The organism is Amycolatopsis sp. NPDC003865, assembly GCF_053605345.1.
Window position 1 is genome coordinate 115,378 of the sequence record NZ_JBSGJA010000007.1, and the last position, 22,125, is coordinate 137,502.

Here is a 22,125-nt window from a genome sequence, read left to right on the forward strand (position 1 = left end):
GGGGGGCGCTCCCCTGTGCGTGACAAAGAATTCCGACTCGCTTGTTAACCCGGTTTTACGGAGGTACTTTTCGCTGAAATTACCCCCATTCCCCGAGGTGACCATCCGTGAAGTTTTCGTGGAAGTCGAGAAAGCCCGCCTACGGCCTCGCCGTCGCGACCGTCGCGGGCATCGCGGCGACCGTCGCGCTGGTCGGGGCCGGGCCGACCCAGGCCGCGCCGGTGAGCCTGACGCTGAACTACAACTGCCCGTTCCCGTTGATCGGCGACCAGGTGCTGTCGGTGAAGATCGACACGAACCTGCCCGACAACGCCGTCGCGGGCGCGTCGTCGACCCCGATCACCTTCGACGTCGACGTCACCGTCCCGGAGACCGCGACCGAGGGCCTGGCGCTGGTCGGCGCCACGTCGCTCGACGGTTCGGCGAAGGCCGCGGCCGTGCTCAAGTACCCGGTCGACAAGACTCTGAACCTGAACCTGCCGCTGACCATCGCCTCGACGCCGGTGCCGCCGTCGGGCGCGTTCCACGTCAAGAGCAGCGGCAAGGCGCCGGCCGTGACGTTCCCCAGCCCGGGCACCGCGTCGGTGACGGTCGGGAACTTCAGCACCACGATGACCCCGCGCACGGCGGACGGCCAGCCGACCGACCTCGGCACGTTCACCTCGGACTGCGTCGCCGTCCCGGGCCAGAACCAGCAGCTGGGCACGTTCGAGATCAAGCCGGCGGGCGGCACGACTACGCCGACCACCCCGACGACCCCGACCACGCCCACGACTCCGACGACCGAGCCGACGACTCCCACGACGGAGCCGACCACGCCGACGACGGAGCCCACGACTCCGACCACGGAGCCGACGACCCCGACGACCGAGCCGACCACACCGACGACCGAACCCACGACTCCCACGACGGAGCCGACGACCCCGACGACGGAGCCCACGACTCCGACGACGGAGCCGACGACCCCGACCACGGAGCCGACCACGCCGACGACGGAGCCCACGACCCCGACCACGGAGCCGACGACTCCGACCACGGAGCCGACGACCCCGACGACGGAGCCGACGACTCCCACCACGGAGCCGACGACCCCGACGACCGAGCCCACGACGCCGACGACCGAACCGACCACGCCGACGACCCAGCCGACCACCCCGCCGGGCGGCATCGAGGTCAAGTACACGGTCAAGGGCAAGTCGACGATCAAGCAGCTGCACGCCACGCTGCCGCTCGGCCCGGGCACCCTGGACGCCAAGCTCGACGCCGCGTCCGGCAAGTTCGGCGCCCAGCTCGCGTTGCCCAAGTCCGACGTGGACTTCCGCGTGCTCGGCTTCATCCCCGCGTCGGCGACGGTGAAGCTGAACCAGGTCGGCGCGATCAACGGCACCCTCACCGGCGGCGCGGTCAAGGCGAACGCGCAGGTGGACGTCCAGCTCACCAAGGTGCGGGTGTTCGGCTTCCCGATCCTGTCGTCCACCTCCTGCCACACGGTCAAGCCGGCCGACGTGCCGCTCGTCTCCGCGGCCGGGTTCGACCCGCTCAAGGGCGGCAAGCTCACCGCGACCTACGGCATCCCGCAGTTCACCGGCTGTGGCTTCCTGACCGGTCTCATCACCGGCATCACCTCCGGCCCCGGCAACAGGCTGGAGGTCACCCTCACCAAGAAGTGAAGTTGTGACGCGGCGCGGAAAAACCGCGCCGCGCACCACTGAGCGGCATGACAAGAAACGCGGATTCCTTGTGTACCAACAGGAATCGTGAGTAACTACGAACCATGAGGAACTACGGATGTCAGTGCTGACACGCGCGGTGCCGCTCCTGCTCGTGCTGGCGCTGGCCGCGTTCTCGCTGGGCGCGGCGCAAGCGGCGCCCAGCGAAGACGCGGCTCCGGTCCAGGCCGCGGCCACGCCGATCCCCTTCGGGTTCACTCTCGGGGACGCGCAGCAGCCGACCACGAGCCACGTGGCCAAGCTCGGTTCCGACATCGCCTTCCCACCCGGCACGTTCGACGGCGCACTGGGCGGCCTCACCAGCACCGTGCCGATCTCCGGCAAGCTCAGCATCCCGCCCGCGAACGGCTACTTCGTCGCGTTCCGGTTCATGGCCACCACCGGCCGGGTCGAGATCATCCCCGACGGCGACGCCACCGGCCTCGCCACCGTGAAGACCGGCAAGGACACCAACTGCAAGGCCACGCAGACGAACATCTGCGCCGACACCGACGTCACCGCGAAGGTGTTCATCAAGCTCTCGGACGCGAAAGTGGACGGCAAGACCCTCGACGTCGGCCCGGACTGCCGGACGGCCCAGCCCGCGTCGGTGAACATCAAGGCCCTGGTGCCGATCTCCCTGCCGGCCCCGCCGGTGAAGGTGACCTCGACGTTCACCGCGCCGCCGTTCGCCGGGTGCGTCGGGCACGAGGACGTGAGCCGGCTGCTCACCGGCCTGGTTTCGGGGCCGGGCAACACGTTCGTCTCGAACCTGGCGTTGCGGTGCTTCAGCAGCGGGTGCAAGGCATGACCACCCTGCTGACGGAAGCGCCGCGCCGGGCCGCGAACGGCCTGCGCGAATTCGGCCGCTTGTGCGCGATGGGCCTCGACATCGTCCTCGCGATGTTCCGCCGCCCGTACCAGGTCCGCGAGTTCGTCCAGCAGTTCTGGTTCATCGCCAGCGTGTCCATCACGCCGGCGATCCTGGTCTCGATCCCGTTCGGCGCGGTGATCTCGCTGCAGCTCGGCTCGCTCACCAGCCAGATCGGCGCCCAGCAGTTCAACGGCGCGGCGAGTGTCCTGGCCGTCGTGCAGCAGGCCAGCCCGATCGTGACGACGCTGATCATCGCCGGCGCGGGCGGCAGCGCCATCTGCGCCGACCTCGGCGCGCGCAGCATCCGCGAGGAGATCGACGCGATGGAGGTGCTCGGGGTCTCGCCGATCCACCGGCTGATCGTCCCGCGGGTGCAGGCCGCCGTCGGCGTGTCCGTGCTGCTGAACGGCCTGGTCAGCGTGGTCGGCGTGCTCGGCGGCTACTTCTTCAACGTCATCGTCCAGGGCGGCACGCCCGGCGCGTACCTGGCCAGCTTCAACGCCCTCGCCCAGCTGCCCGACCTCGTCGTCAGCTCGGTGAAGGCGGTGATCTTCGGTTACCTCGCCGGGGTCGTCGCCTCCTACCGCGGCCTCAACCCCAAGGGCGGCCCGAAGGGCGTCGGCGACGTCGTCAACCAGTCCGTCGTCATCACCTTCCTGCTGCTGTTCTTCGTCAACACCGTGCTGACCGCGCTGTACCTGCAGCTCGTCCCCGCGAAGGGAACCTGAGTGGCCATCCTCGGCAAACCCGGCGACCGGCTGTTCGACCTCGGCGACCAGCTGCTCTTCTACGTCCGCGCGCTCGCGGCCGTCCCGCTCGCCGTGACGCGCTACTTCCGCGAAGTCGTCCGGCTGCTGGCCGAGGTGACGTTCGGCAGCGGCGCGCTCGCGGTCATCGGCGGCACGATCGGCGTGATGGTCGGGCTGTGCGTGTTCACCGGCGTCACGGTGGGCCTGCAGGGGTTCAGCGCGCTGAACCAGATCAACATCTCGGCGATGACCGGGTTCCTGACCGCGTACTTCAACACCCGCGAGATCGCGCCGCTCGTGGCCGGGCTGGCCCTTTCGTCCACTGTGGGCAGTGGGTTCACCGCGCAGCTCGGCGCGATGCGGATCTCCGAGGAGATCGACGCCCTCGAAGTGATGGCCGTGCGGAGCATGCCGTACCTGGTCACCACCCGGATCGTCGCCGGGTTCATCGCGATCATCCCGCTGTACGTGATCGGGCTGCTGATCTCCTACCTCGGCTCGCGGCTCACCACGGTCGTCTTCTTCGGACAGTCGGGTGGCACCTACGACCACTACTTCACGCTGTTCCTGCCGCCCGGCGACGTGCTGTGGTCGTTCGGCAAGGTGCTCGTCTTCAGCGTCGGCGTGATCCTGACGCACTGCTTCTACGGCTACCGGGCTTCGGGCGGCCCGGCCGGCGTAGGCGTCGCGGTCGGCCGGGCCGTGCGGACGTCGATCGTGCTGATCAGCGTCCTCGACCTGTTCCTGTCCCTGGCCATCTGGGGCGCGACCACGACGGTGAAGGTGTCGGGATGAGCCGGTTCGGCACGCAGCTCGCCGGGGTCGCGTTCCTCGGCGTGCTCGTCCTGCTCGGCTACCTCGCCGTTGCCATCTACGACAAGGACTTCGACGACTCGGAGCTGGTGACGCTGCGCGCGGACCGGGTCGGCAACCAGCTCGCGCCGACCGCCGAGGTGAAGGTGAAGGGCGTCCCGTTCGGCGAGGTCCGGGCGGTGCGCAGCACGCGCACCGGCGCCGAGATCGACCTCGCCCTCGACCCGGCGAAGATCGGCCTGCTGCCCGGGAACGTCTCCGCGCGGCTGCTGCCGAAGACCGTGTTCGGCGAGCGGTACGTCAACCTCGTGCTGCCGGACCGTCCACAGGGGAAGCTCGCCGCGGGAGACGTCATCGGGCAGGACAAGTCCGCCAACGCGATCGAGCTGGAACGCGTCCTCGGCGACCTGCTGCCGCTGCTGCGCGCGGTCCAGCCGCAGAAGCTGAACAGCTCGCTCGGCGCGATCTCCCAGGCCCTGGACAACCGCGGTCAGCCGATCGGCGACAGCATCGTCAAGCTGCAGCACCTCCTCGGTCAAGTGAACCCGCTGATGCCGCAGTTCAAAGCCGACATCACGGGCCTCGCCAACGCCGCCGACGTCTACACCACGGCCGCGCCGGACATCCTGCAGGCGCTCACGGACCTGTCGACGACGGCGAAGACCATTGTGGACACCCGTGCGGACCTCGACAGCCTGTACTCGAGCGTCACGAGCGCCACCGGGCACCTGAACGATTTCCTGCGCAAGAACAAGGACAACATCATCGGCGTCTCGGCGGCGAGCCGGCCATCACTGGAGCTGCTCTCGCGGTACTCACCCGAGTTCCCGTGCCTGTTCGACGCCGTCAACCGGCTCAAGCCGTTGATGGAGAAGGCCCTCGGCAAGGGGACGAACGAGCCGGGCCTGCACGTGACGCTCACGGTGCAGGACCCCCGCGAGAAGTACGTACCGGGGCGCGACACCCCGCGTTACGACGCCACCGGCGGGCCGAAGTGCTACGGCGGCGGAGCCGCGGCTTCGGGCGCGACGGACGGCGACCTCGGCCCGGCCAATTCGCCGGGCGAGCGGCAGCTCGTGGCCGAAATCCTGAAGCCTGCCCTGGGGGACGTCCCGGACTGGAGCAGCGTCCTGATCGGACCGGCGCTGCGCGGCACGGAGGTGAGCGTCCGATGAGGAGCGTGGTGGCGCCCGCCGTCAAGGGGCTGATCTTCTTCCTGGTCACCGCGGTGGCGACCGGGGTGCTCGCGATCACGATCGCCAACTCCAGCGTCGGCGCGACGATCGGGTACACCGCGCGGTTCACCGACGCGACGTCGGTCAACCCCGGCGACGAGGTCCGGATGGCCGGGGTCCGGATCGGCCAGGTCGAGGACGTGAAGGTGGTCGAACACCGGCTGGCCGACGTCGACTTCTCCGTCGACCGCACCCACCGGCTGACGGCGTCGGCCGCGATCACCATCCGCTACCGCAACCTCGTCGGCCAGCGGTACCTCTCCGTCGACCCGGGCGCGACGGACACCTCGCCGACGCTGGCCGAGGGCGCGCAGATCCCGCTGGAACGCACCAAGCCGGCGCTCGACCTGACCGCGTTGTTCAACGGCTTCAAGCCGCTGTTCCAGGCGTTGTCGCCCAACGACGTCAACCAGCTGTCGTTCGAGATCATCCAGGTCCTGCAGGGCGAAGGCAGCACGATCGAAAGCCTGTTGCGGCACACGGCGTCCCTGACGTCCACTTTGGCCGGCAAGGACGCCGTGATCGGGCAGGTCATCGGCAACCTCAACACCGTCCTCGACACCGTGAACGCCCAGGGCGACCAGTTCGACGCGCTCGTCGACACGACCGCGCAGCTCGTCACCGGCCTCGCCGCGGACGCCAAGCCGATCGGACAGGCCATCGGCGGGCTCGGCGAGCTGACCACCGCCACCGCCGGGCTCCTGCAGCAAGGACGTCAGCCGCTCAAGGACAGCATCACCGCGCTCGGCGACCTGTCGAAGAACCTGGCCGACAACACCCCGGTGTTCCAGCGGTTCATCGACAACCTGCCCAAGAAGCTCGACCGGATCGGCACGCTCTTCTCCTACGGCTCGTGGGCGAACTTCTACCTGTGCTCGGTGGAGACCGACGCGAAACCCGCGCCGGGCGGCCCGCCGCCGGGCATCCCCGTCACGGCCGCGAGGTGCCGATGAAACCGCCCCGGATCAAGCCGTTCCGCAGCCGCGACCCGATCGCCGTCGGCGCGGTGACCGCGCTGGTCATGGCCCTGGTCGGCGGGGCGACGTTCTTCTCCGACGACCTGCCGATCGTCGGCGGAGGCACCACCTACCAAGCCGAGTTCCACGAAGCCGCCGGGCTCAAGCCGAACGACGAGGTCCGCGTCGCCGGGGTGAAGGTCGGCGAGGTGACCGACGTGCGGCTGGCCGGCGACCACGTCGAAGTGCTGTTCCGGGTCAGGGACACCTGGATCGGCAACCGGACGACCGCGGCGATCAAGATCAAGACGCTGCTGGGCCAGAAGAACCTCGTCCTGGACCCGGTCGGCAACGGCGAACTGAACCCGGACCAGCCGATCCCGGCCGAGCGCACCAGCTCGCCCTACGACGTCACCGAGGTGTTCAACGACCTCGCGAGCACCGTGGGGGCGATCGACACGAACCAGCTCGCGCAGGCGTTCGGTGTGCTGTCCGACACGCTCGGCGCGTCGGCGCCGCAAGACGTGCGGACCGCGTTCGACGGCATCGCCGCCCTGTCGCAAACGCTTGCGTCCCGGGACGACGAGCTGGTGAAGCTGTTCCAGAACACCAACCAGGTGGCGAAGACGCTCGGCGAACGCTCCGACCAGATCCAGGCGCTGATCCGCGACGGCAACACACTGCTCACCGAGCTGAACGCCCGCAAGGACGCCATCGCCCAGCTGTTCACCGGCATCAAGAACCTCTCGATCCAGCTTCGCGGGCTGGTCGCGGACAACCAGAAGACGCTCGGCCCGGCGCTCGACCAGCTCGACCGCGTGGCGACCGTGCTGCAGCAGAACCAGGGGAAGCTCGAGGACAGCCTGCGCCTGGCCGGCCCGTTCTACCGGCTGCTCGGCAACGCCGTCGGCAACGGCCGGTGGATCGACACCTACATCTGCGGGCTCATCCCGACCGGCACCACGCCGGGCAGCTGCCTGCCACCCAAGAACGGGGGACGCTGATGGCCCACCAGCTCATCGACCTGGGCGCCGAGGCGCGCCGGCGCACGCGGTTGCGGGCCCTCACCCTCGGCGTGCTGCTCGCGCTCGTGGTCTCGGCCGCCTGGCCGATCGCGACCGCACCCGCCGAGCGCACCCTGACCGCGTACTTCGCCGCCGCCGTCGGCATCTACCCGAACTCCGACGTCCGCGTCCTCGGCGTCGCCGTCGGCTCGGTGTCCGAAGTGGAACCCAACGGCACCGACGTGAAGGTGACGATGACGCTCAAGCCGGACGTTCAGCTGCCCGCGGAAGCGGGCGCGGTCGTCATCACACCGAGCCTCGTCGCCGACCGGTACGTGCAGATCACGCCCGTCTACCACGGCGGCCCGCGGCTGCCCGACGGCGCGTCGATCCCGCGCGAGCGCACCGCGACCCCGGTCGAGGTCGACGACCTGCTGCACAGCCTCAACCAGCTGATGACCGCGCTCGGCCCGCAGGGGGCCAACAAGGACGGCGCGGTCAGCGACGTGCTGACCAAGTCGGCGGAGTACCTGAACGGCAACGGCCAGACCATCGGCACGGCGATCAAGAACCTCGGCGAGTTCGCCCGCGCCGCGAGCGACTCCAAGGACGACCTGTTCGGCTCCGTCGACAACATCAGCAGGTTCACCGCCATGCTCGCCGCCAACGACGGGCAGGTGAAGCAGGCCATCTCGCAGATCGCGTCGCTGAGCAAGGTCCTGGCCGACCAGCGCGACCAGTTCTCCGGCGCGCTGACCGAGCTGACCCAGGCCCTGACCGTCGTGCAAGGGTTCATCAAGGACAACCGCGGCAAGGTCCAGTCCGATGTGGACAAGCTCGCCGACGTCACGAAGGTGCTGGTGAACCAGAAGGACTCCCTCGCCGAAGCGCTCAGCGCGGCCCCGAACGCCCTGACCAACCTGCTGGGGGCCTACGACAAGGCCAACGGGACCATCGACGGCCGCGGCAACCTCCTCGAGTTCCCGGAGCCGAAATGAAACCCCTGGTCAAGCTGGCCGCGGTGGTGACGCTGGCGCTGGTCACCACCGGCTGCGGGCGCGGGGTGAGCGTCTACGACATCCCGCTGCCCGGTGGCGCCGCGCTCGGTGACCACCCGATCCACGTCACCGCGAGCTTCACCAACGTCCTCGACCTCGTGCCGCAGTCCGGGGTCAAGGTCAACGACGTCCCGGTCGGCCAGGTCGTCAAGGTCGAACTGGCGCCGGACGGGCACAGCGCGCTCGTCGACCTGCTGCTCAACGGCGACGTCGACCTGCCGGGCAACGCCGTCGCGCGGCTGCGGCAGGCCAGCATCCTCGGCGAGAAGTTCGTCGAGCTGGCCCCGCCGGCCGACGCGACGCCGTCCGGCAGGCTCCTCGACGGCGCGAACATCCCCCTGGACCGCTCGACGTTGACACCGGAGATCGAAGAGGTCTTCGGCGCGCTGTCGCTGCTGCTCAACGGCGGTGGCGTCGCGCAGGTCCAGAACATCAGCCACCAGCTCAACGAAGCCCTCGGCGGCCGTGAGACCGCGGCGCGCAGCCTGCTGTCCAGTTTGGACGCCTTCGTGAAGGGCCTCGACGAGCACCGGACCGAGATCACGCGGGCCATCGAGAGCGTCAACAAGCTCGCGCAGACGCTCAACGCCCACACCGACCAGATCACCACGACCCTCAACGGCCTCACGCCCGGCATCGGCGTCCTCAACCAGCAGCGGGAAGCCCTGGTCGGGATGCTCAAGTCCCTGGACGGCTTGACGTCCGTCGCCGTCGACACGGTGAACCGCGGCAAAGACGACCTCGTCGCCGACCTGAAGGCCCTGGAGCCGTTGTTGCGGCGGCTGGCCGACTCCGGGGACAAGCTGCCGAAGGCGATGGAGATGGTCTTCACCTTCCCGTTCCCGGACGCCGCGCTCGACACGATCCGCGGCGACTACCTCAACGGATTTCTCAAGGTGGGTCACTGATGCTGACCCGGTTCGTGCGCGTCCAGGTGACGATCTTCGTCGTCATCGCCGTCCTCGGCGTCGCCTACGTCGGGGCCACCTACGCCGGGCTCGACAAAGTGTTCTTCGACCGCGGCTACACGGTGAAGGCGCAGTTCCCGACCGGTGGCGGCATCTTCACCAACGCGGAGGTCACCTACCGCGGCGTGCCCATCGGCCGCGTCGGCGAGCTGCGGCTGACCCCGGCCGGGATGGAAGCCGACCTCGAGATCGACGCCGGCACCGCGGCCGTCCCGGCCGACACCGAAGCCGTGGTCGCCGACCGTTCGGCCGTCGGCGAGCAGTACGTCGACCTGCGGCCGCGCGCCGACGGCGGGCCGAAGCTGCACGACGGGTCGGTGATCACGCAGGCCGACACGAAGATCCCGCTGCCGGTGGACGTCGTCTTGTCGACAGTGGACTCGTTCGCCAACTCGGTGCCGAAGCCGGCGTTGCGCACGGTCGTCGACGAGCTGTACAACGCGACCGCCGACGCCGGACCGGCGCTGGACCAGCTCGTCGGCCGCGGCATCGAGTTCGTGCAGGCGGCGAGCGCGCACGTCGCGCCGCTGACCCGGTTCGTCACCGACGCCCACACGGTGCTCGACACGCAGGTGCAGCAGGCCGGCGCGATCCGCGAATTCGGCGTCAACGCGAAGCTGCTCGCATCGACGTTGAAGCAGTCCGATGGCGACCTGCGCGCGCTCATCCCGGCGGTCCCCGCCGCGGCGAACGAGGTCGGCGCGCTCATCCGCGACTCCGGGCCGCAGCTGGGTGTGCTGCTGGCCAACCTCCTGACCACGGCGGACGTCCTCGAGGCCCGCCAGGACGGGCTGCGGCAGCTGCTGATCACCGCTCCGCAGGCGGTCGCCGCGGGCAGCGCCGTGGTCCGGCCGGACGGCGCGCACTTCGGGCTGTCGCTGACCTTCTTCGACCCGCCGCCGTGCACCAGCGGGTACACGACGCCGTACCACGACGGCCTCGACACGTCGACCCGCCCGTTCAACACGGCCGCGCGCTGTGCGCTGCCGAAGGGCGACCCGACGAACGTGCGGGGTTCGCAGAACGCACCGGGAGGACAGCCGTGAGGATCGTCGTGGTGCCGGCCGCGGTCCTGGCGACCGTCGCGGCCGGCTGGTCGGGGTACACGTGGTGGCAGGCGGCGCACGACGACGGCGTCGCGCGGGCGGTGGTCCGGGAGGACGCGCTGGCGGCGGGCCGGACGGCCGTCGCCGGGCTGACCACTTTGGACTACCGGCAGGCGGCACCGGGGTACCAGCACTGGCTCGAGCTGTCGGGCGGTGCGCTGCACGACGAGCTGGCCGCCGATCGCCAGGGCAGCCTCGACCGGATCGCGCAGGCCAGGACGGTCACCACCGGCAAGGTGACCGACGCGGCGGTGACCGAAGTGGACACCGGGGCGGGCACCGCGAAGCTGATCGCGTCGGTCGAGCTGGTGGTGGCGCCCGAAGGCGGCGAGGCCGTGACGAAACGCAACCGGTTCCAAGCCGACCTGACGCGCGGGCCCGACGGCTGGCGGGTCACCGGGCTGGGCCAGGTCCCGACGGGGGAGACGCCATGACCGTGCCGACGAAGAAACGAGTGGTGAAGGTCGCGGGCCGACACCACGAGCAGGCGCCGGAGGCCGAAACCCCGGCGGTCGTGAAGCGCCGTCGAGTGCCGTGGGTGGCCGTCGCGGTCGCCGTCGTGATGACCGGTTCGACGGTGTGGTTCGGCCTCGAAGCGCGGAGCACGAACGCCGTCGTCGCGCACAACACCGCGCTTTCCGACGTCGCGGGCACGGCCGAAGCCGGGAAACAGATCAGCGCCGCGCTCGGCACGCTGTTCTCCTACCGCTACGACGACCCGGCCAAGAACGAACGGGCGGCGAAAGACCTCCTCGCCGGTCCCGCGCTCGCACAGTACGACCAGCTCTTCGGCCAGGTCCGCAAGCTGGCCGCGGACCAGAAGCTCGTGGTGACGTCGACGGCCGTCGCTTCCGGCGTGAAACTGCTCGACGGCGACCGCGCGGCGCTGCTGGTGTTCCTCGACCAGGCCGGCACGCGCGGTGACGGGCAGCGGAGCACCGGGGCGGCCCAGCTGAGCGTCACGGCCGAGCGGGTGGCCGGGAAGTGGCGGGTCACCGGGATGTCCGCCGCGTGATTGTCACATTGACAACAGGCGTTGCCCGCGTCGCAGTGAACGGAATGACAAAGTATTTTCGCGTATTCACGATTCGTTGACACGGATTCAACGCGGGAAATACGGTGAATCACCGATCCGCCGTGAAAATGCGCGAGGAATCCATGCTCACGAGTTCTGAACAGGTCTTCGGTGGTCACTTCGGCGCGGTCGCCGTGCCGATCGTCGATATCGTCGAAGAAAAGCGCGAATTCGCCGCCTTCGCGTTGCCGGCGGGTGCGGACCTCGGTGGCGTGCGGTGAACGACCCCGAGGAGCTGCGGCGGTGGCTCACCGAGCGGATCGCGGGGCTCACCGGCCTCGCGCCGGAGCTGGTCGGCTCCGGGGTGCCGCCGGCCGAGCTGGGCCTGTCCTCGCGGGACGCGGCGACCGTCGCGGCCGAGCTGGGGGAGCTGCTCGGCCGCGAACCCGACCTCGGCCTGCTCGGGCGGTACCCGTCGATCGCGGCGCTCGCGGCGGCGCTCGCCGGGCGCGACGCCCGGCCGCGCCCCCGGGCGGTCGAGCCGGTCGCGGTGCTCGGCATCGGCTGCCGGCTGCCCGGCATCGACTCGCCCGACGACCTGTGGCGGGCCCTGCTGTCCGGTGCCTTCCCGCCCGCTCACGACGAGCCGTCCGCCGGGTTCGACGCGGCGTTCTTCGGCATCGACGTGGCCGAGGCGGCGGCGATGGACCCGCGCGAGCGGCTCGTGCTGGAGACGACGTGGGCGGCGTTCGAGCACGCGGGCATCGCACCGGGCACGCTGCGCGGCAGCCGGACGGGCGTGTTCGCCGGCGTCCCGGCGGGAGTGTCGGCGATCGCGAGCAGGGTGTCGGACCACTTCGACCTGCGCGGGCCGTGTTCGGTGGTGGACGCGGAGGGGACGACGTCGCTGGCCGCGGTCCACCACGCGGTGCGCGCGCTGGCGGCGGGGGAGGCCGACCTGGTGCTCGCGGCCGGGGTGCAGGAGCGGGCCGCCGCGGTGGTGGTGCTGAAGCGCCTGGCCGACGCCCGCCGCGACAGCGACCGGGTGCTGGCGGTGATCCGGGGCAGCGCGGTCGGCGCTGCGGGCCGGGCGGCGGGCTTCCTCGCGCAGGAGCAGGTCCTGGCCGACGCGCACGCGGTGGCGGGGTCGGACCCGGCCACGGTGGACTACGTGGCGGCGCAGGGAACGGAGTTCGAGGTCCGGGCGCTGGAGGCGGCGCTCGCCCGCACCCGGGACGGCCGTCGGCCACTGCTGTTCGGCGGGTCGGCGACGGGGGATGCCGCTGCGGGGATCCTCGGGCTGGTCAAGGTGGTGCTTGCGTTGTGGCACAACCGGATTCCGCCGTCGCCCGGCCTCGCCGCCGAGCCGAGCCCGGCCTGGCCGCGCTACGGCGGTACCGCGCGCGCCGGCGTTTCGGCCTTCGGGCGGACCGGTGCCCACCTCGTGGTCGAAGAATGGCCGAAGCCCCTCGCCCCCGCCGCGCCCGGGTCGCGCTGGAGCGGGCGGCCGCAGATCTTCGCCTTGTCCGCCCGCTCCGAATCCGCCCTGCGGCGCCGGGCCGGGGACCTGGCCGGCTGGCTCGCCGGGCCCGGCCGCACCGTCGCGCCCGGGGAGCTCGCCGCCGCGCTCGCCCGGCGGCGGGAGCACCTTCCGCTGCGGGCCGCCGTTGTCACGTCGTCCCGCTCCGCCCTCGTCACCGGGCTGCGCGCCCTCGCCGAGGGGCGGACCACCGGCGATGTCGTGCGGGGCGCCGCGGGGCGTGAACTCCCACGTCCGGTCTTCGTCTTCTCCGGCGCCGGGTCGCAGTGGCCCGCGATGGGACGGCGCATGCTCGGTGCCGAGCCGGAGTTCCGGGCCGCGGTCGCCGCCCTGGAGCCGGTTTTCCTGGCCAGAGCGGGGTTTTCGCTGCGGGGTGCGCTGCGCCGGCCCCTCGGCGACCCCGCCGTGGTGACGCCGCTCGTGTTCGGCACGCAGGTCGCCCTCGCGAACTGGTGGCGGGCGCACGGCGTCGAGCCCGCCGCGGTGCTCGGCCACTCGACCGGCGAGGTCGCCGCGGCCGTCGTCGCCGGAGCGCTGGACGTCGGCGACGGCCTCGACATCGTCGTCACCGCCGCGAACCTCCTCGCGGAGCTGCCGCCGAGCGCGATGGCCGTCGTCGAACTGCCGGCCGGCGAGGTGCGCGAGCCCGGCCTGACCGTCGTCGAGCACACGTCGCCGACGCAGTGCACCGTCGCCGGCAGCGCCGGGGACATCGCCGCCCTCGTGTCCCGGGTGGCCGGACTCGGCCTGCTGGCGCGGCGGCTCGACGGCACCGGCCACACCGCGGCGGTGGAGCCGGTCCTCGGCCGGTTCCGCGCCGCGCTCGCTCACCTGCGGCCCCGGACGCCCGCGACGACGTGCTATTCGAGCGCACTCGCCGGCGCGGTGCCGGTGTTCGATGTGGACCACTGGGTGGCCACCGTGCGCCGCCCGGTCCGGTTCACCCAGGCGGTCGCCGCCGCGGTCGACGACGGGCACCGCTGGTTCGTCGAGGTCTCGCCGCACCCGGTCGCCTTGCCCGCCGTCGAGCAGACCGCCGCCGGCGTCCGGACGCTGGCCACCCTGAGCCGCCGCGACGGTGAAGAAAACGCTTTCGCACACTCGCTCGCCGAACTGCACGCCGCGGGCCACCCGGCGGTGCTCGGCCGCCGTTACCCGGAGGCGCCCGTGCTCGACCTGCCCCCGCCGCCTTGGGACCACCGGGCGTTCCGCCTGCCGCGGCGCGCGACGAGCCACCCGCTGCTCGGCACCCGCGTCGAGGTGCCGGGCGAGGACCGGCACCTGTGGCAGGCGGCGATCGCCCCGGACGCGCCCGCCTGGCTGGGCGAACACCGGCGGCACGACGTCGTGGTGTTCCCGGCGACCGGCTTCCTGGAACTGTTCCTGGCCGGCGCGCGGGAGCTGCTGGGCACCGGCCGCGTCCGCGTCGACGGCCTCGAGATCCACCGGCCGCTCGCGGTGACCGGGGAAACGCTGCTCAGCACGGAAATCCGCGTCGACGGCGCCGCCGTGGTGCGGGCGAAAGCCGGCGCGGGCTGGGTGCGGCACGCGACGGCGTGGGTTTCGGCGGACACCGATCCGGCGCCGCCCGCACTGTCCGAAACGGACATCGAGCTGCCCGCCGGCTCGCCGGCGTACGCGTTGCCCCCGGTCCTGGCCGGCGCCTGCCTGAACGCCCTGGATCCGGGCGAGGCCACCGGGTTCGGCCGGGTCCGGCTGCTCGGCGACCCGGGCCGGAGCGCTGGGGTACGGACCGACGGCACCGAGGTGGCCCAGCTCGTCACCGGGGACGGTGAGGTCGTCGCCGACTTCGCCGCTGTCCGCTTCCGATCGCCCGGCGCCGCGCCGCTCGCCGCCCGTGCCTTCGGGACGACGTGGCCGGAAGTGCCGCTGACCGGGCCGGGCGAACCGGGTTCGTGGCTGCTGCTGACCGACGAGCACCCGGCCGCGCTGGGCCGGGCCGTCGCGCTCGCCCTCGCGCTGGCCGAAGCCGGCGACGAAGCGCTCTCCCTGCCGCAGGACGACCTCGGCGAGCTGCCGGGCTTCCTCGCCGAGCGGCCGGTGCGCGGCGTCGTCTTCCTCGCCGGCGCACCGCACGCCTACCACGACCCCGAGGACGCCCGCGACCTCCTGCACACCGTCCGCTCGGTGGTCGCCCGCCTCGGCCCGGACGTCCGGTTCCACCTCGTCACGCAGTCCAGCGGCGAGCCGGGTCTCGCGTTCCTGCGCGGGCTCGTGCGCGTGCTCGCCTTCGACCGGCCGGAGCTGCGGGCGACGCTCGTCGACTGCGACACCCGGTCCGATGTGGACGTTCTCGCGCGCGAGCTGCGGTCCGCGGCGCCCGACGACGAAGTGCGCTGGCGCAACGGGGTCCGGTGCGCGGCGCGGCTGACCCGCGTCCCGCTCGTCGACGGCGGCGCGACGGGACCGGGCGCCTACGTGGTCACCGGCGGGTTCGGCGCCATGGGCTCGGCCACCGCGCGCCGGCTGGCGAGCGGCGGGGCGACCCGGATAGTCCTCTGTGGACGAAGTGGCGGCACCGCGGAACTGCCCGGCGTGGACGTCGTGGTGATCGAAGGCGACATCGCGGCGCCCGGCGTCGCGGAACGGCTCGTCGCCGCGGCCACCGAGGACGGCCTGCCCCTGAGGGGAATCGTGCACGCGGCGAGCGTGCCCGGTGACGACGTCGCGGCCGTGTGGCGCCCCAAGGTGCTCGGCGCGCGGCGGCTGCACGAAGCGACCGCCGACGCGCCACCGGACTGGTGGCTGACGTACGCCTCGACCGCGGCGCTGTTCGGCGAACCCGGCCGCACGGCCCACGCGACGGCGGACGCGTGGCTGGAAGCGTTCGCGGCCTGGCGCCGCTCGCGCGGCCTGCCCGCGACGACGGTCCACGGGGGCGAGCTGCTGGAAGTGGTCGATGCCCTGCCGGCCGTGCTCGCGGCCGACCGGCCTTCGGTCGGGATCGCGCGGCCGGCCGCGAGCCGGCTCCCGGACCGCGGCGAGCGGCCGTACTTCCCGGCCGGTGTGCCCGCGGCCGCCACCCCGCGCGATCGGCTGGCCGCGATCGTCGCCGGGCTGCTCGGCCGCGCGCCCGCGCCGGACGTGCCGTTGGTCGAATGGGGCTTGGACTCCCTGACGGCGATGCGCGCGCGGGCCGCGGTCGAGCGGGAGTTCGGCGTCGCGCTGCCGGTCCCGCTGCTGCTGGGCGGAGCGTCCCTCGACGACCTCGCCGGCCACGTGACGGGCACTCCCGTCCCCGTACGGGTCCGGCGTGCGGGCACACCGCTGGTGCTCTTCGGCGAGCCCGGGGTGTACCGGCCGCTGCTCGACCACCTCGAAGACGTGCCGTGCCACGCGCTCGACGTGTCCGATGTGGACACCGCCGTCGAGCGGCTGCGCGAAGTGCTGCCGTCCGGGCCGTACCGGCTGGGTGGCTGGGCGGCCGGCGGCGTGCTGGCCTACGAGACCGCGCGGCGGCTGACCGCACTGGGCGAGCGGGTCGACGTCGTGGTGCTCTTCGCCGCGGAAGCGCCGCCCGAGCCCGGGCCGTACGCGGGCCGGGTCGTGCTCTACCTGGCAGCGGACGCGGCCACCCCCGGCTGGGCGGCCTGCTGCGCCGACCTGCACGTGGAGGTCGTGCCGGGGGACCACCGGTCGATGCTGGAGCCGCCGTACGTGGGCCGGCTCGCCGCCGAGCTCGCCGGGCGCACCAGCCCGGGCATCACGCCGGTCTAGGTCAAGGTCGCGCGCAGCGCCAGGATCATCTCGAAGCGGTCGTCCGGATCCCGCAGGTGATCGGCGAACAGCGCCTCCAGCTCCTGGGCGCGGGCGCGGACCGTCTGCGGGTGGATCGCCAGCCGGTCGGCGACCTCGCGGACGTTGCCGCACGTCTCCAGCCACGCCAGCAGCGTTCCCGCCAGCCGGTTGTACTGCTTCGGGTTCAACGCCGTCAGCGGGGCCAGCCGGCGCCGGGACACCTCCGTCGCCAGGAACGGTTCCTTGCGCAGCCACAACGTCGCCAGGTGGTCTTCGCACCAGGTCAGCGGCTCGTCCGGCAGGACGTCGGGGACCAGGCGCAACGCCTCCTGCGCCGTCGCCAGTGAGCGGCCCGCCTGCCGCGGGGGCACCGGCGGGCCGATCGCCGCCCGGTGTCCCGCCAGCGCGGCCGTCAACGCGGCGCGGTCCGGTGGTGCCGGCAGCACCAGCCGCGGGGTGCCGTCCTCGAAGTCCTCCAGCGCGCCCAGCCCGGTGACGTCCACGGGCCCGTCCGTGACCACCGCGACGAGCCGGTGCGGCAACGGCCACTCCGCCGCCGTCGCCGCTTCCTGGACCGTCCGAGACGGTGCCGGCGGGTCCGCCAGCAGCAGGTCCAGCAGCCGTCGCCGGCGCCGTTCCAGCGCGCCCGCGGCCCGGGCCTGCGCGGCCGCGTGGCCTTCGATCGACAACGCCGACAGCTCGTCGATGTAGGCGAAGATCGCCTCGGCCAGCAGGCACAGCGTCGCCGACGGCACGCCCGCCCGCGTCCCCACCTCGGCCATCCGCCGCCAGGTGACGCGTGCGCCGACCCGGTAGGCCGCCTGCAGGACGTCGAGGTTGCGGCCCTGCGCGAGCTCGTGCACGCCGAGCCCGACGAACACCTTCCGCCGCGAGTCCGGGATCGGTCCCGACGCGGCGATCCGGTCGATGAACTGCAGGATCGCCGCCTGCACGCCCGCCCGGAGCGCTTTGCCGAAGGCGCCGTCGAGCGGCCGCGCGTAGTCCGGGATGGTCCGCTGGATCTCGCGCAGCACTTCGTCGGCGACGTCGAGCATGCGCGGCCGGAACACCGCGGCCAGCTCGCGGGGGAGCATGGTCCACAGCTGCCCCGGCCGGCCGTCACCGCTCAGCATCGGCCCGAACGTCGTCTCGCCGGACGGTCCCGTCACGGAAAACCTCACCTCGTCGTTGAAGCGAGTCAGGAGCCGAGCAGGGCCTCCGCCCGCAGCGCGATCTCCATGTCGAGCCGGTCGTCGGCGTTGTTGAGCCGGTCGCCGAACAGGTCGATGAGCTGGTGCATGCGGTAGCGCACGGTCTGCGGGTGCACCTTCAGCTTCTTCGCGATTTCCGGCGCGCTGCCGCGGGACTGGAGCCAGATCAGCAGCGTCTCGCCGAGGCGGGCCCGCTGCTTCGGGGTGAGGTCGTTGAACGGCTCCAGGCTGCGCGAACACAGCTCGCGGACCAGGAACTCGTCGGCCAGCAGCCACAGCGTGGACAGGTGGTCGGTGCAGCGGGTGACCGGCGCGTCCGGCAGCACCCCGCGTTGCACGAGCTTCAGCGTCCGGCGCGCCCACAGCAGCGACCGCGGCGCGTCGGTCAGCCGGACGGTCGGGCCGATCACCGCCCGCCAGCCCTGCAGCCGCTCGCCGAGGTTCTTCAGGTGCTTTTCCGCGTCGCCGGTGACCAGGCACGGCTCGCCGCCCTCGAGGTCGACGAGGACGTCGGAGTGCAGGTCCGGCGCGGCGAGGCTGTGCTGGTCGGCGCGCGGTTCGAGGGCGACGACCGTGACTTCGGCCGGCAGCGCCCACTGCGCGGTCGTGGCCTGCGCGCTGATGGTCTGCGGTGCCGACGGCGGGTCGGCGAGCAGCAGTTCGAGCAGCCGTCTCCGGCGTCGCGCCCGGGTGCCCGCCGCGCGGGTCTGCGCCGCCGTGTAGCCCTCGATCGAGAGCGCGGAGATCTCGTCGACGTAGGCGAAGATCGCCTCGGCCGACGTGCAGAGCGTGTCCGCGGCGAGGCCGGCGGCCTGCCCGAACTCCGAAATGTGCCGCCACGCCACGCGTCCGCCGACCCGGTAGGCCGTTTGGAGGCAGTCGAGGCTGCGGCCCTCGTTGAACTCGATCTTGCCGAGGTTGCGGAACACGGTCGTCCACGTCTCGAGCGGCACGGCACCCGGGGTGCCGACACTGTCGAGGCACTGGATGATCGCCTGCCGGACACCCTGGGTGATGATGTGCCCGAACGCGCCCTCCAGGGGCTGGCGGTACTCGGGCACCGCCCGCTGGACCTCCTGCAGGATGGCGCGGGCCAGCGGGTCGACCCGCGGCTTGAAGCGGATCGCCAGCTCACGGGGCAGTGACGCCCACAGCCCGATGGCGCCGGAAGCGCGCACGGGCCGGGGTTCCGCCGGGCTGCGGGGGGCGGGCGGGTAGGCGGTCCGGGGCCGGTCGGCCGACACGGACTGGTGCCGGTAGGCCGGTCCGGAAGGGTGTTCTCCGGGGTTGGGCCGTCCCGCGCGCAGGGCGGGGGCGGCGAACCCGGTGTCCACGTCGGTCATGTGTTTTATCCTTGCTGGCAACAAAACTGGCCTCTTCGTCGTCGAAGCCGGTCCGGATTTTGTGGCTCAGGCAACATAATTTCGCGCGAACCGCAGTGTCAACGGGTTCTCCGCTGACTTTGCGGTAACCCGTCCGGACTACACCCGAACGGGTGGAACGGCGCGGTGAGAGGTGACACTTCCGCTTCGGGCGGATGGTGCGTGGGTGACAACTTTTCCGCGGGTCGTTCCGGGGGTCTCACCACCCGGCCGTCAGCCGCGCGACGACGTCGTCGAGGGTGAGCCGCGCGGGTTCGGTCGTGGCCACGAACTCGTGCAGGAGCAGGCAGAACCCGTCCGGATCGGCCACGTGCGGAAAGTGTTTCATGTTTTCGTGCACGGTCAAGCGGCTGTTCGGCAGCAGCCCGGCCGCCCGGCGGGCGTGCGCGACGGGGATGAGCGGGTCGCGCGCGCCCCAGACCAGCAGCACCGGCACGGCTTCCGCCAGGTAGAGCTTCTCCAGCGCGCTCGCGCGCTGGCCGCGCAGGTCGATCAGGCTGCGCGCGATGGAGAAGAACGCGCGCCGGCGCGCGGGGTCGGCGAGCGAGCCGAAATGCCTTGCCAGCTCACGTGTTTCAGTTTTCAACGATCCACCGAGCCGGCGTCCGAGCCGGCCCGCGGCGCGCGCGATCGCGAGCGTCACGCGGTTCACCGCGCAGGCCACGACGGCCCGGGCGCCGGGCAACGCCGTGGCGCGCAACACCGGGCTCACCTCCGGGCCGAGCCCGGCGCTCGCGACCAGGACGAGCCGGTCGCACATTTCCGGGAACTGGTAGGCGAACTGCAGCGCGACGCCGCCGCCGAGCGAGTGGCCGACGACCGTCGCGTGCCGCACGCCGGACACCGCCAGCACGTCCCGCACGGTGCTCGCCAGCGCGCCGAGGCCGTAGTCCGCGCGCGGCGCCTCGGATTCGCCGTGGCCGGGCAGGTCGGGCGCCAGCACGCGGTTGCCGAGCGTCGAGCACCGCTCCAGCACCGGTGCCCAGGTCCCCGCGCTGCCCGCGATCCCGTGCAGGAGCACGACCGCTTCGTCGCGCGCAGCCGTCGCGGGCAGGTGCTCGTGCAGCCGGATCCGGCGGCCGTGGAGGGTCAGCGTGCGCGTCTCGAGTGTCATCGGGAGCCCTTTCTCGCGGAGCTGAAAATAGGGCATCCGACTACTCGCCGCGGATGTGTCGCACGCCACTTCGCGGGAATGCGGGCGCGGGTGACAAGAACGGCCGCCGAAAGGCGGCCGTGGGTGCGGGTTTTGCGGGTTCACCCGGTAATGCGTATCGACATTCCGCCGGTATCCGCGTATTCCTCGAAGGCATGGTCGCAATGACGCACCGGACGCGCTGATGTCGTGCCGCGCGAGTTTCCACCCCTATTCGCGGGAGCCCCGCCCGCCCCGGCCGGTGCGGCGCCCGTGGCGGCGCGTGCTGCCCCTGCCCGTGCGCGCGCTCGACCGCGCGCTCAGCGCTCCCGCTCACCGTCCGGCCGGTGCGCGCGCATGAGCCGCTGAGCCCGCAGCGCCAGCTGCATGCCGAGGCGGTCGTCGGCGTCCTTGAGCCGGTCGCCGAACAGCTCCTCCAGCTGCCGGAGCCGGTTGCGGACGGTCTGCGGGTGGACGCCGAGCCGCTGCGCGATCTCCGGCGCCCCGCCGCGCGTCTCCAGCCAGGCCAGCAGGGTCTCGCCCAGCCGGTCCCGCTGCTTTTCGCTGAGGGAGGCGAACGGGTCGAGGCTCTGCCGGGCCAGCTCGGCGGCCAGGAAGTCCTCCGCGAGCAGCCAGAGCGTGGCCAGGTGGTCGCGGCACCAGATGATCGGGCCGGGCACGTCGGGCCCGGACAGCAGCAGGGCGCGGCGGGCGGTGCGCAGCGCGGCCGGGGCGTCGGCGAGCGGCACGGTGGGCGACACCGCGGCCCGCCAGCCGTCGAGCTTGGCTTCCAGCGGCGCGAGGTCGGCGTCCGGGTCGCGGGTCAGCAGGTGCGGCTCGGGGCCGTCGAGGTCGGCCAGGACACCGTCGCCGAGCAGGTCGGCGGGGAAGCCGGCCGCTTCCGGGCCGCGTTCGAGCGCGACCATCGCGGCGGTCTCGGGCAGCGGCCAGCCCGCGCCGCCCGCGAGCTCGGCGATGCTGGTCGCGGCGCCTTCGGGGCCTTGGACGATCAGCTCCAGCAGGCGGCGGCGCCGGACCGGGACGGCTCCCTCGGCCTCGGTCTGCGCCCGCTGGTAGCCCTCGATCGCGGTGGCGCAGAGCTCGTCGACGTAGGCGAAGATGGCCTCCGCGGCGACCGAGATGACGGCCGGGTCGACGCCGGCGGCGACGACGCCGGGGTGCATAGCCCGCCAGGCCACCCTGGCCCCGATGGTGGCGCTGTCCTGCAGCGCGTCGAGGGTGCGGCCTTCGGCGAACTCGATGCGGCCGCGGCCGCGGTAGAAGTCGATCCAGTGGTCGTGGGCGAGGTCCGGTTCACCCATCGAGTCGATGCAGTGCTGCACGGCGTACTCGACGCTCTTGACCAGCACTTTTCCGAACACGCCCTTGAGCGGCTGGCTGTAGGCGGGAACCGTGCGCTGCACCTCCTGGATCATCGCGGCCGCGGCGCGCCCGACGTGCGGACGCAGGCCCGCGCCCAGCGCGCGCGGCAGCGAGGCCAGCAAGCGGAAGCTGCGGTACTCGACCACCGATCCCCCTTCGAGTCGGTCCGGGCGGAGCAGAGCGTATCCGACGGTTGTGTCACTGAAAAATCAACGAGGTGTTCCCGGAAAG

General features: G+C 72.3%; 18 protein-coding genes. 14 read left to right on the forward strand and 4 right to left on the reverse strand.

The features are described from left to right. The first annotated feature begins 107 nt into the window (after positions 1–107). The 14 genes from ACWEVP_RS18570 (at position 108) to ACWEVP_RS18635 (ending at position 16,765) form a co-directional block, all read left to right on the forward strand. Entirely contained in the window at positions 108–1,670 is a 1,563-nt protein-coding gene (locus ACWEVP_RS18570) for a DUF6801 domain-containing protein (RefSeq protein ID WP_452063759.1), read from the forward strand. Positions 1,671–1,788: 118 nt separating this feature from the next. Then, positions 1,789–2,520: a hypothetical protein gene (locus tag ACWEVP_RS18575; RefSeq protein WP_452063760.1), complete on the forward strand. Its 732-nt coding sequence runs from the start codon at positions 1,789–1,791 to the stop codon at positions 2,518–2,520. After that, positions 2,517–3,311 carry an MlaE family ABC transporter permease gene (locus ACWEVP_RS18580; RefSeq protein ID WP_452063761.1) on the forward strand — a complete coding sequence of 265 codons (795 nt, stop codon included), beginning with the start codon at positions 2,517–2,519 and terminating at the stop codon, positions 3,309–3,311. The genes ACWEVP_RS18575 and ACWEVP_RS18580 overlap by 4 nt, the downstream gene beginning before the upstream one ends. Continuing rightward, the gene (locus tag ACWEVP_RS18585) at positions 3,312–4,127 is read left to right on the forward strand and encodes an MlaE family ABC transporter permease (RefSeq protein WP_013229372.1); all 816 of its coding nucleotides are present in this window, start codon (positions 3,312–3,314) and stop codon (positions 4,125–4,127) included. It begins immediately after the preceding gene. Next, on the forward strand, positions 4,124–5,320 hold the full coding sequence (locus ACWEVP_RS18590) for an MCE family protein (RefSeq protein WP_452063762.1): 1,197 nt from the start codon (positions 4,124–4,126) through the stop codon (positions 5,318–5,320). The genes ACWEVP_RS18585 and ACWEVP_RS18590 overlap by 4 nt, the downstream gene beginning before the upstream one ends. Beyond that, on the forward strand, positions 5,317–6,333 hold the full coding sequence (locus ACWEVP_RS18595; protein ID WP_452063763.1) for an MCE family protein: 1,017 nt from the start codon (positions 5,317–5,319) through the stop codon (positions 6,331–6,333). The genes ACWEVP_RS18590 and ACWEVP_RS18595 overlap by 4 nt, the downstream gene beginning before the upstream one ends. Continuing rightward, positions 6,330–7,340: an MCE family protein gene (locus tag ACWEVP_RS18600; protein ID WP_452063764.1), complete on the forward strand. Its 1,011-nt coding sequence runs from the start codon at positions 6,330–6,332 to the stop codon at positions 7,338–7,340. Before ACWEVP_RS18595 ends, ACWEVP_RS18600 begins: the two co-directional genes overlap by 4 nt. Beyond that, the gene (locus ACWEVP_RS18605; protein ID WP_452063765.1) at positions 7,340–8,338 is read left to right on the forward strand and encodes an MCE family protein; all 999 of its coding nucleotides are present in this window, start codon (positions 7,340–7,342) and stop codon (positions 8,336–8,338) included. Before ACWEVP_RS18600 ends, ACWEVP_RS18605 begins: the two co-directional genes overlap by 1 nt. Continuing rightward, positions 8,335–9,306: an MCE family protein gene (locus ACWEVP_RS18610; RefSeq protein ID WP_452063766.1), complete on the forward strand. Its 972-nt coding sequence runs from the start codon at positions 8,335–8,337 to the stop codon at positions 9,304–9,306. Before ACWEVP_RS18605 ends, ACWEVP_RS18610 begins: the two co-directional genes overlap by 4 nt. Continuing rightward, positions 9,306–10,412 (forward strand): MlaD family protein, encoded by a 1,107-nt coding sequence (locus ACWEVP_RS18615; protein ID WP_452063767.1) that lies wholly within the window; start codon positions 9,306–9,308, stop codon positions 10,410–10,412. The genes ACWEVP_RS18610 and ACWEVP_RS18615 overlap by 1 nt, the downstream gene beginning before the upstream one ends. Continuing rightward, positions 10,409–10,906 carry a hypothetical protein gene (locus ACWEVP_RS18620; RefSeq protein WP_452063768.1) on the forward strand — a complete coding sequence of 166 codons (498 nt, stop codon included), beginning with the start codon at positions 10,409–10,411 and terminating at the stop codon, positions 10,904–10,906. The genes ACWEVP_RS18615 and ACWEVP_RS18620 overlap by 4 nt, the downstream gene beginning before the upstream one ends. Continuing rightward, positions 10,903–11,487: a hypothetical protein gene (locus ACWEVP_RS18625; RefSeq protein ID WP_452063769.1), complete on the forward strand. Its 585-nt coding sequence runs from the start codon at positions 10,903–10,905 to the stop codon at positions 11,485–11,487. Before ACWEVP_RS18620 ends, ACWEVP_RS18625 begins: the two co-directional genes overlap by 4 nt. 122 nt (positions 11,488–11,609) lie before the next feature. Further along, complete coding sequence (locus ACWEVP_RS18630) at positions 11,610–11,768, forward strand: hypothetical protein (RefSeq protein WP_452063770.1); 159 nt, start codon at positions 11,610–11,612, stop codon at positions 11,766–11,768. Continuing rightward, positions 11,765–16,765 carry an acyltransferase domain-containing protein gene (locus tag ACWEVP_RS18635; RefSeq protein ID WP_452063771.1) on the forward strand — a complete coding sequence of 1,667 codons (5,001 nt, stop codon included), beginning with the start codon at positions 11,765–11,767 and terminating at the stop codon, positions 16,763–16,765. The genes ACWEVP_RS18630 and ACWEVP_RS18635 overlap by 4 nt, the downstream gene beginning before the upstream one ends. On the opposite strand, the gene ACWEVP_RS18640 is transcribed toward ACWEVP_RS18635, so the two are convergent. From ACWEVP_RS18640 to ACWEVP_RS18655, 4 genes are all read right to left on the reverse strand, one after another. Beyond that, positions 16,762–17,955, reverse strand: a complete 1,194-nt coding sequence (locus ACWEVP_RS18640; RefSeq protein WP_452063772.1) for a helix-turn-helix domain-containing protein — start codon at positions 17,953–17,955, stop codon at positions 16,762–16,764. The two genes, ACWEVP_RS18635 and ACWEVP_RS18640, sit on opposite strands and share 4 nt — an antisense overlap. Positions 17,956–17,984: 29 nt before the next feature. Next, a complete protein-coding gene (locus tag ACWEVP_RS18645) occupies positions 17,985–19,175 on the reverse strand; it encodes a helix-turn-helix domain-containing protein (protein ID WP_452064005.1) in 1,191 nt (396 codons plus the stop codon). A gap of 403 nt (positions 19,176–19,578) precedes the next feature. Then, a complete protein-coding gene (locus ACWEVP_RS18650) occupies positions 19,579–20,493 on the reverse strand; it encodes an alpha/beta fold hydrolase (RefSeq protein ID WP_452063773.1) in 915 nt (304 codons plus the stop codon). 338 nt (positions 20,494–20,831) lie between these two features. Further along, complete coding sequence (locus ACWEVP_RS18655; RefSeq protein WP_452063774.1) at positions 20,832–22,040, reverse strand: PucR family transcriptional regulator; 1,209 nt, start codon at positions 22,038–22,040, stop codon at positions 20,832–20,834. Positions 22,041–22,125 lie beyond the last annotated feature (85 nt).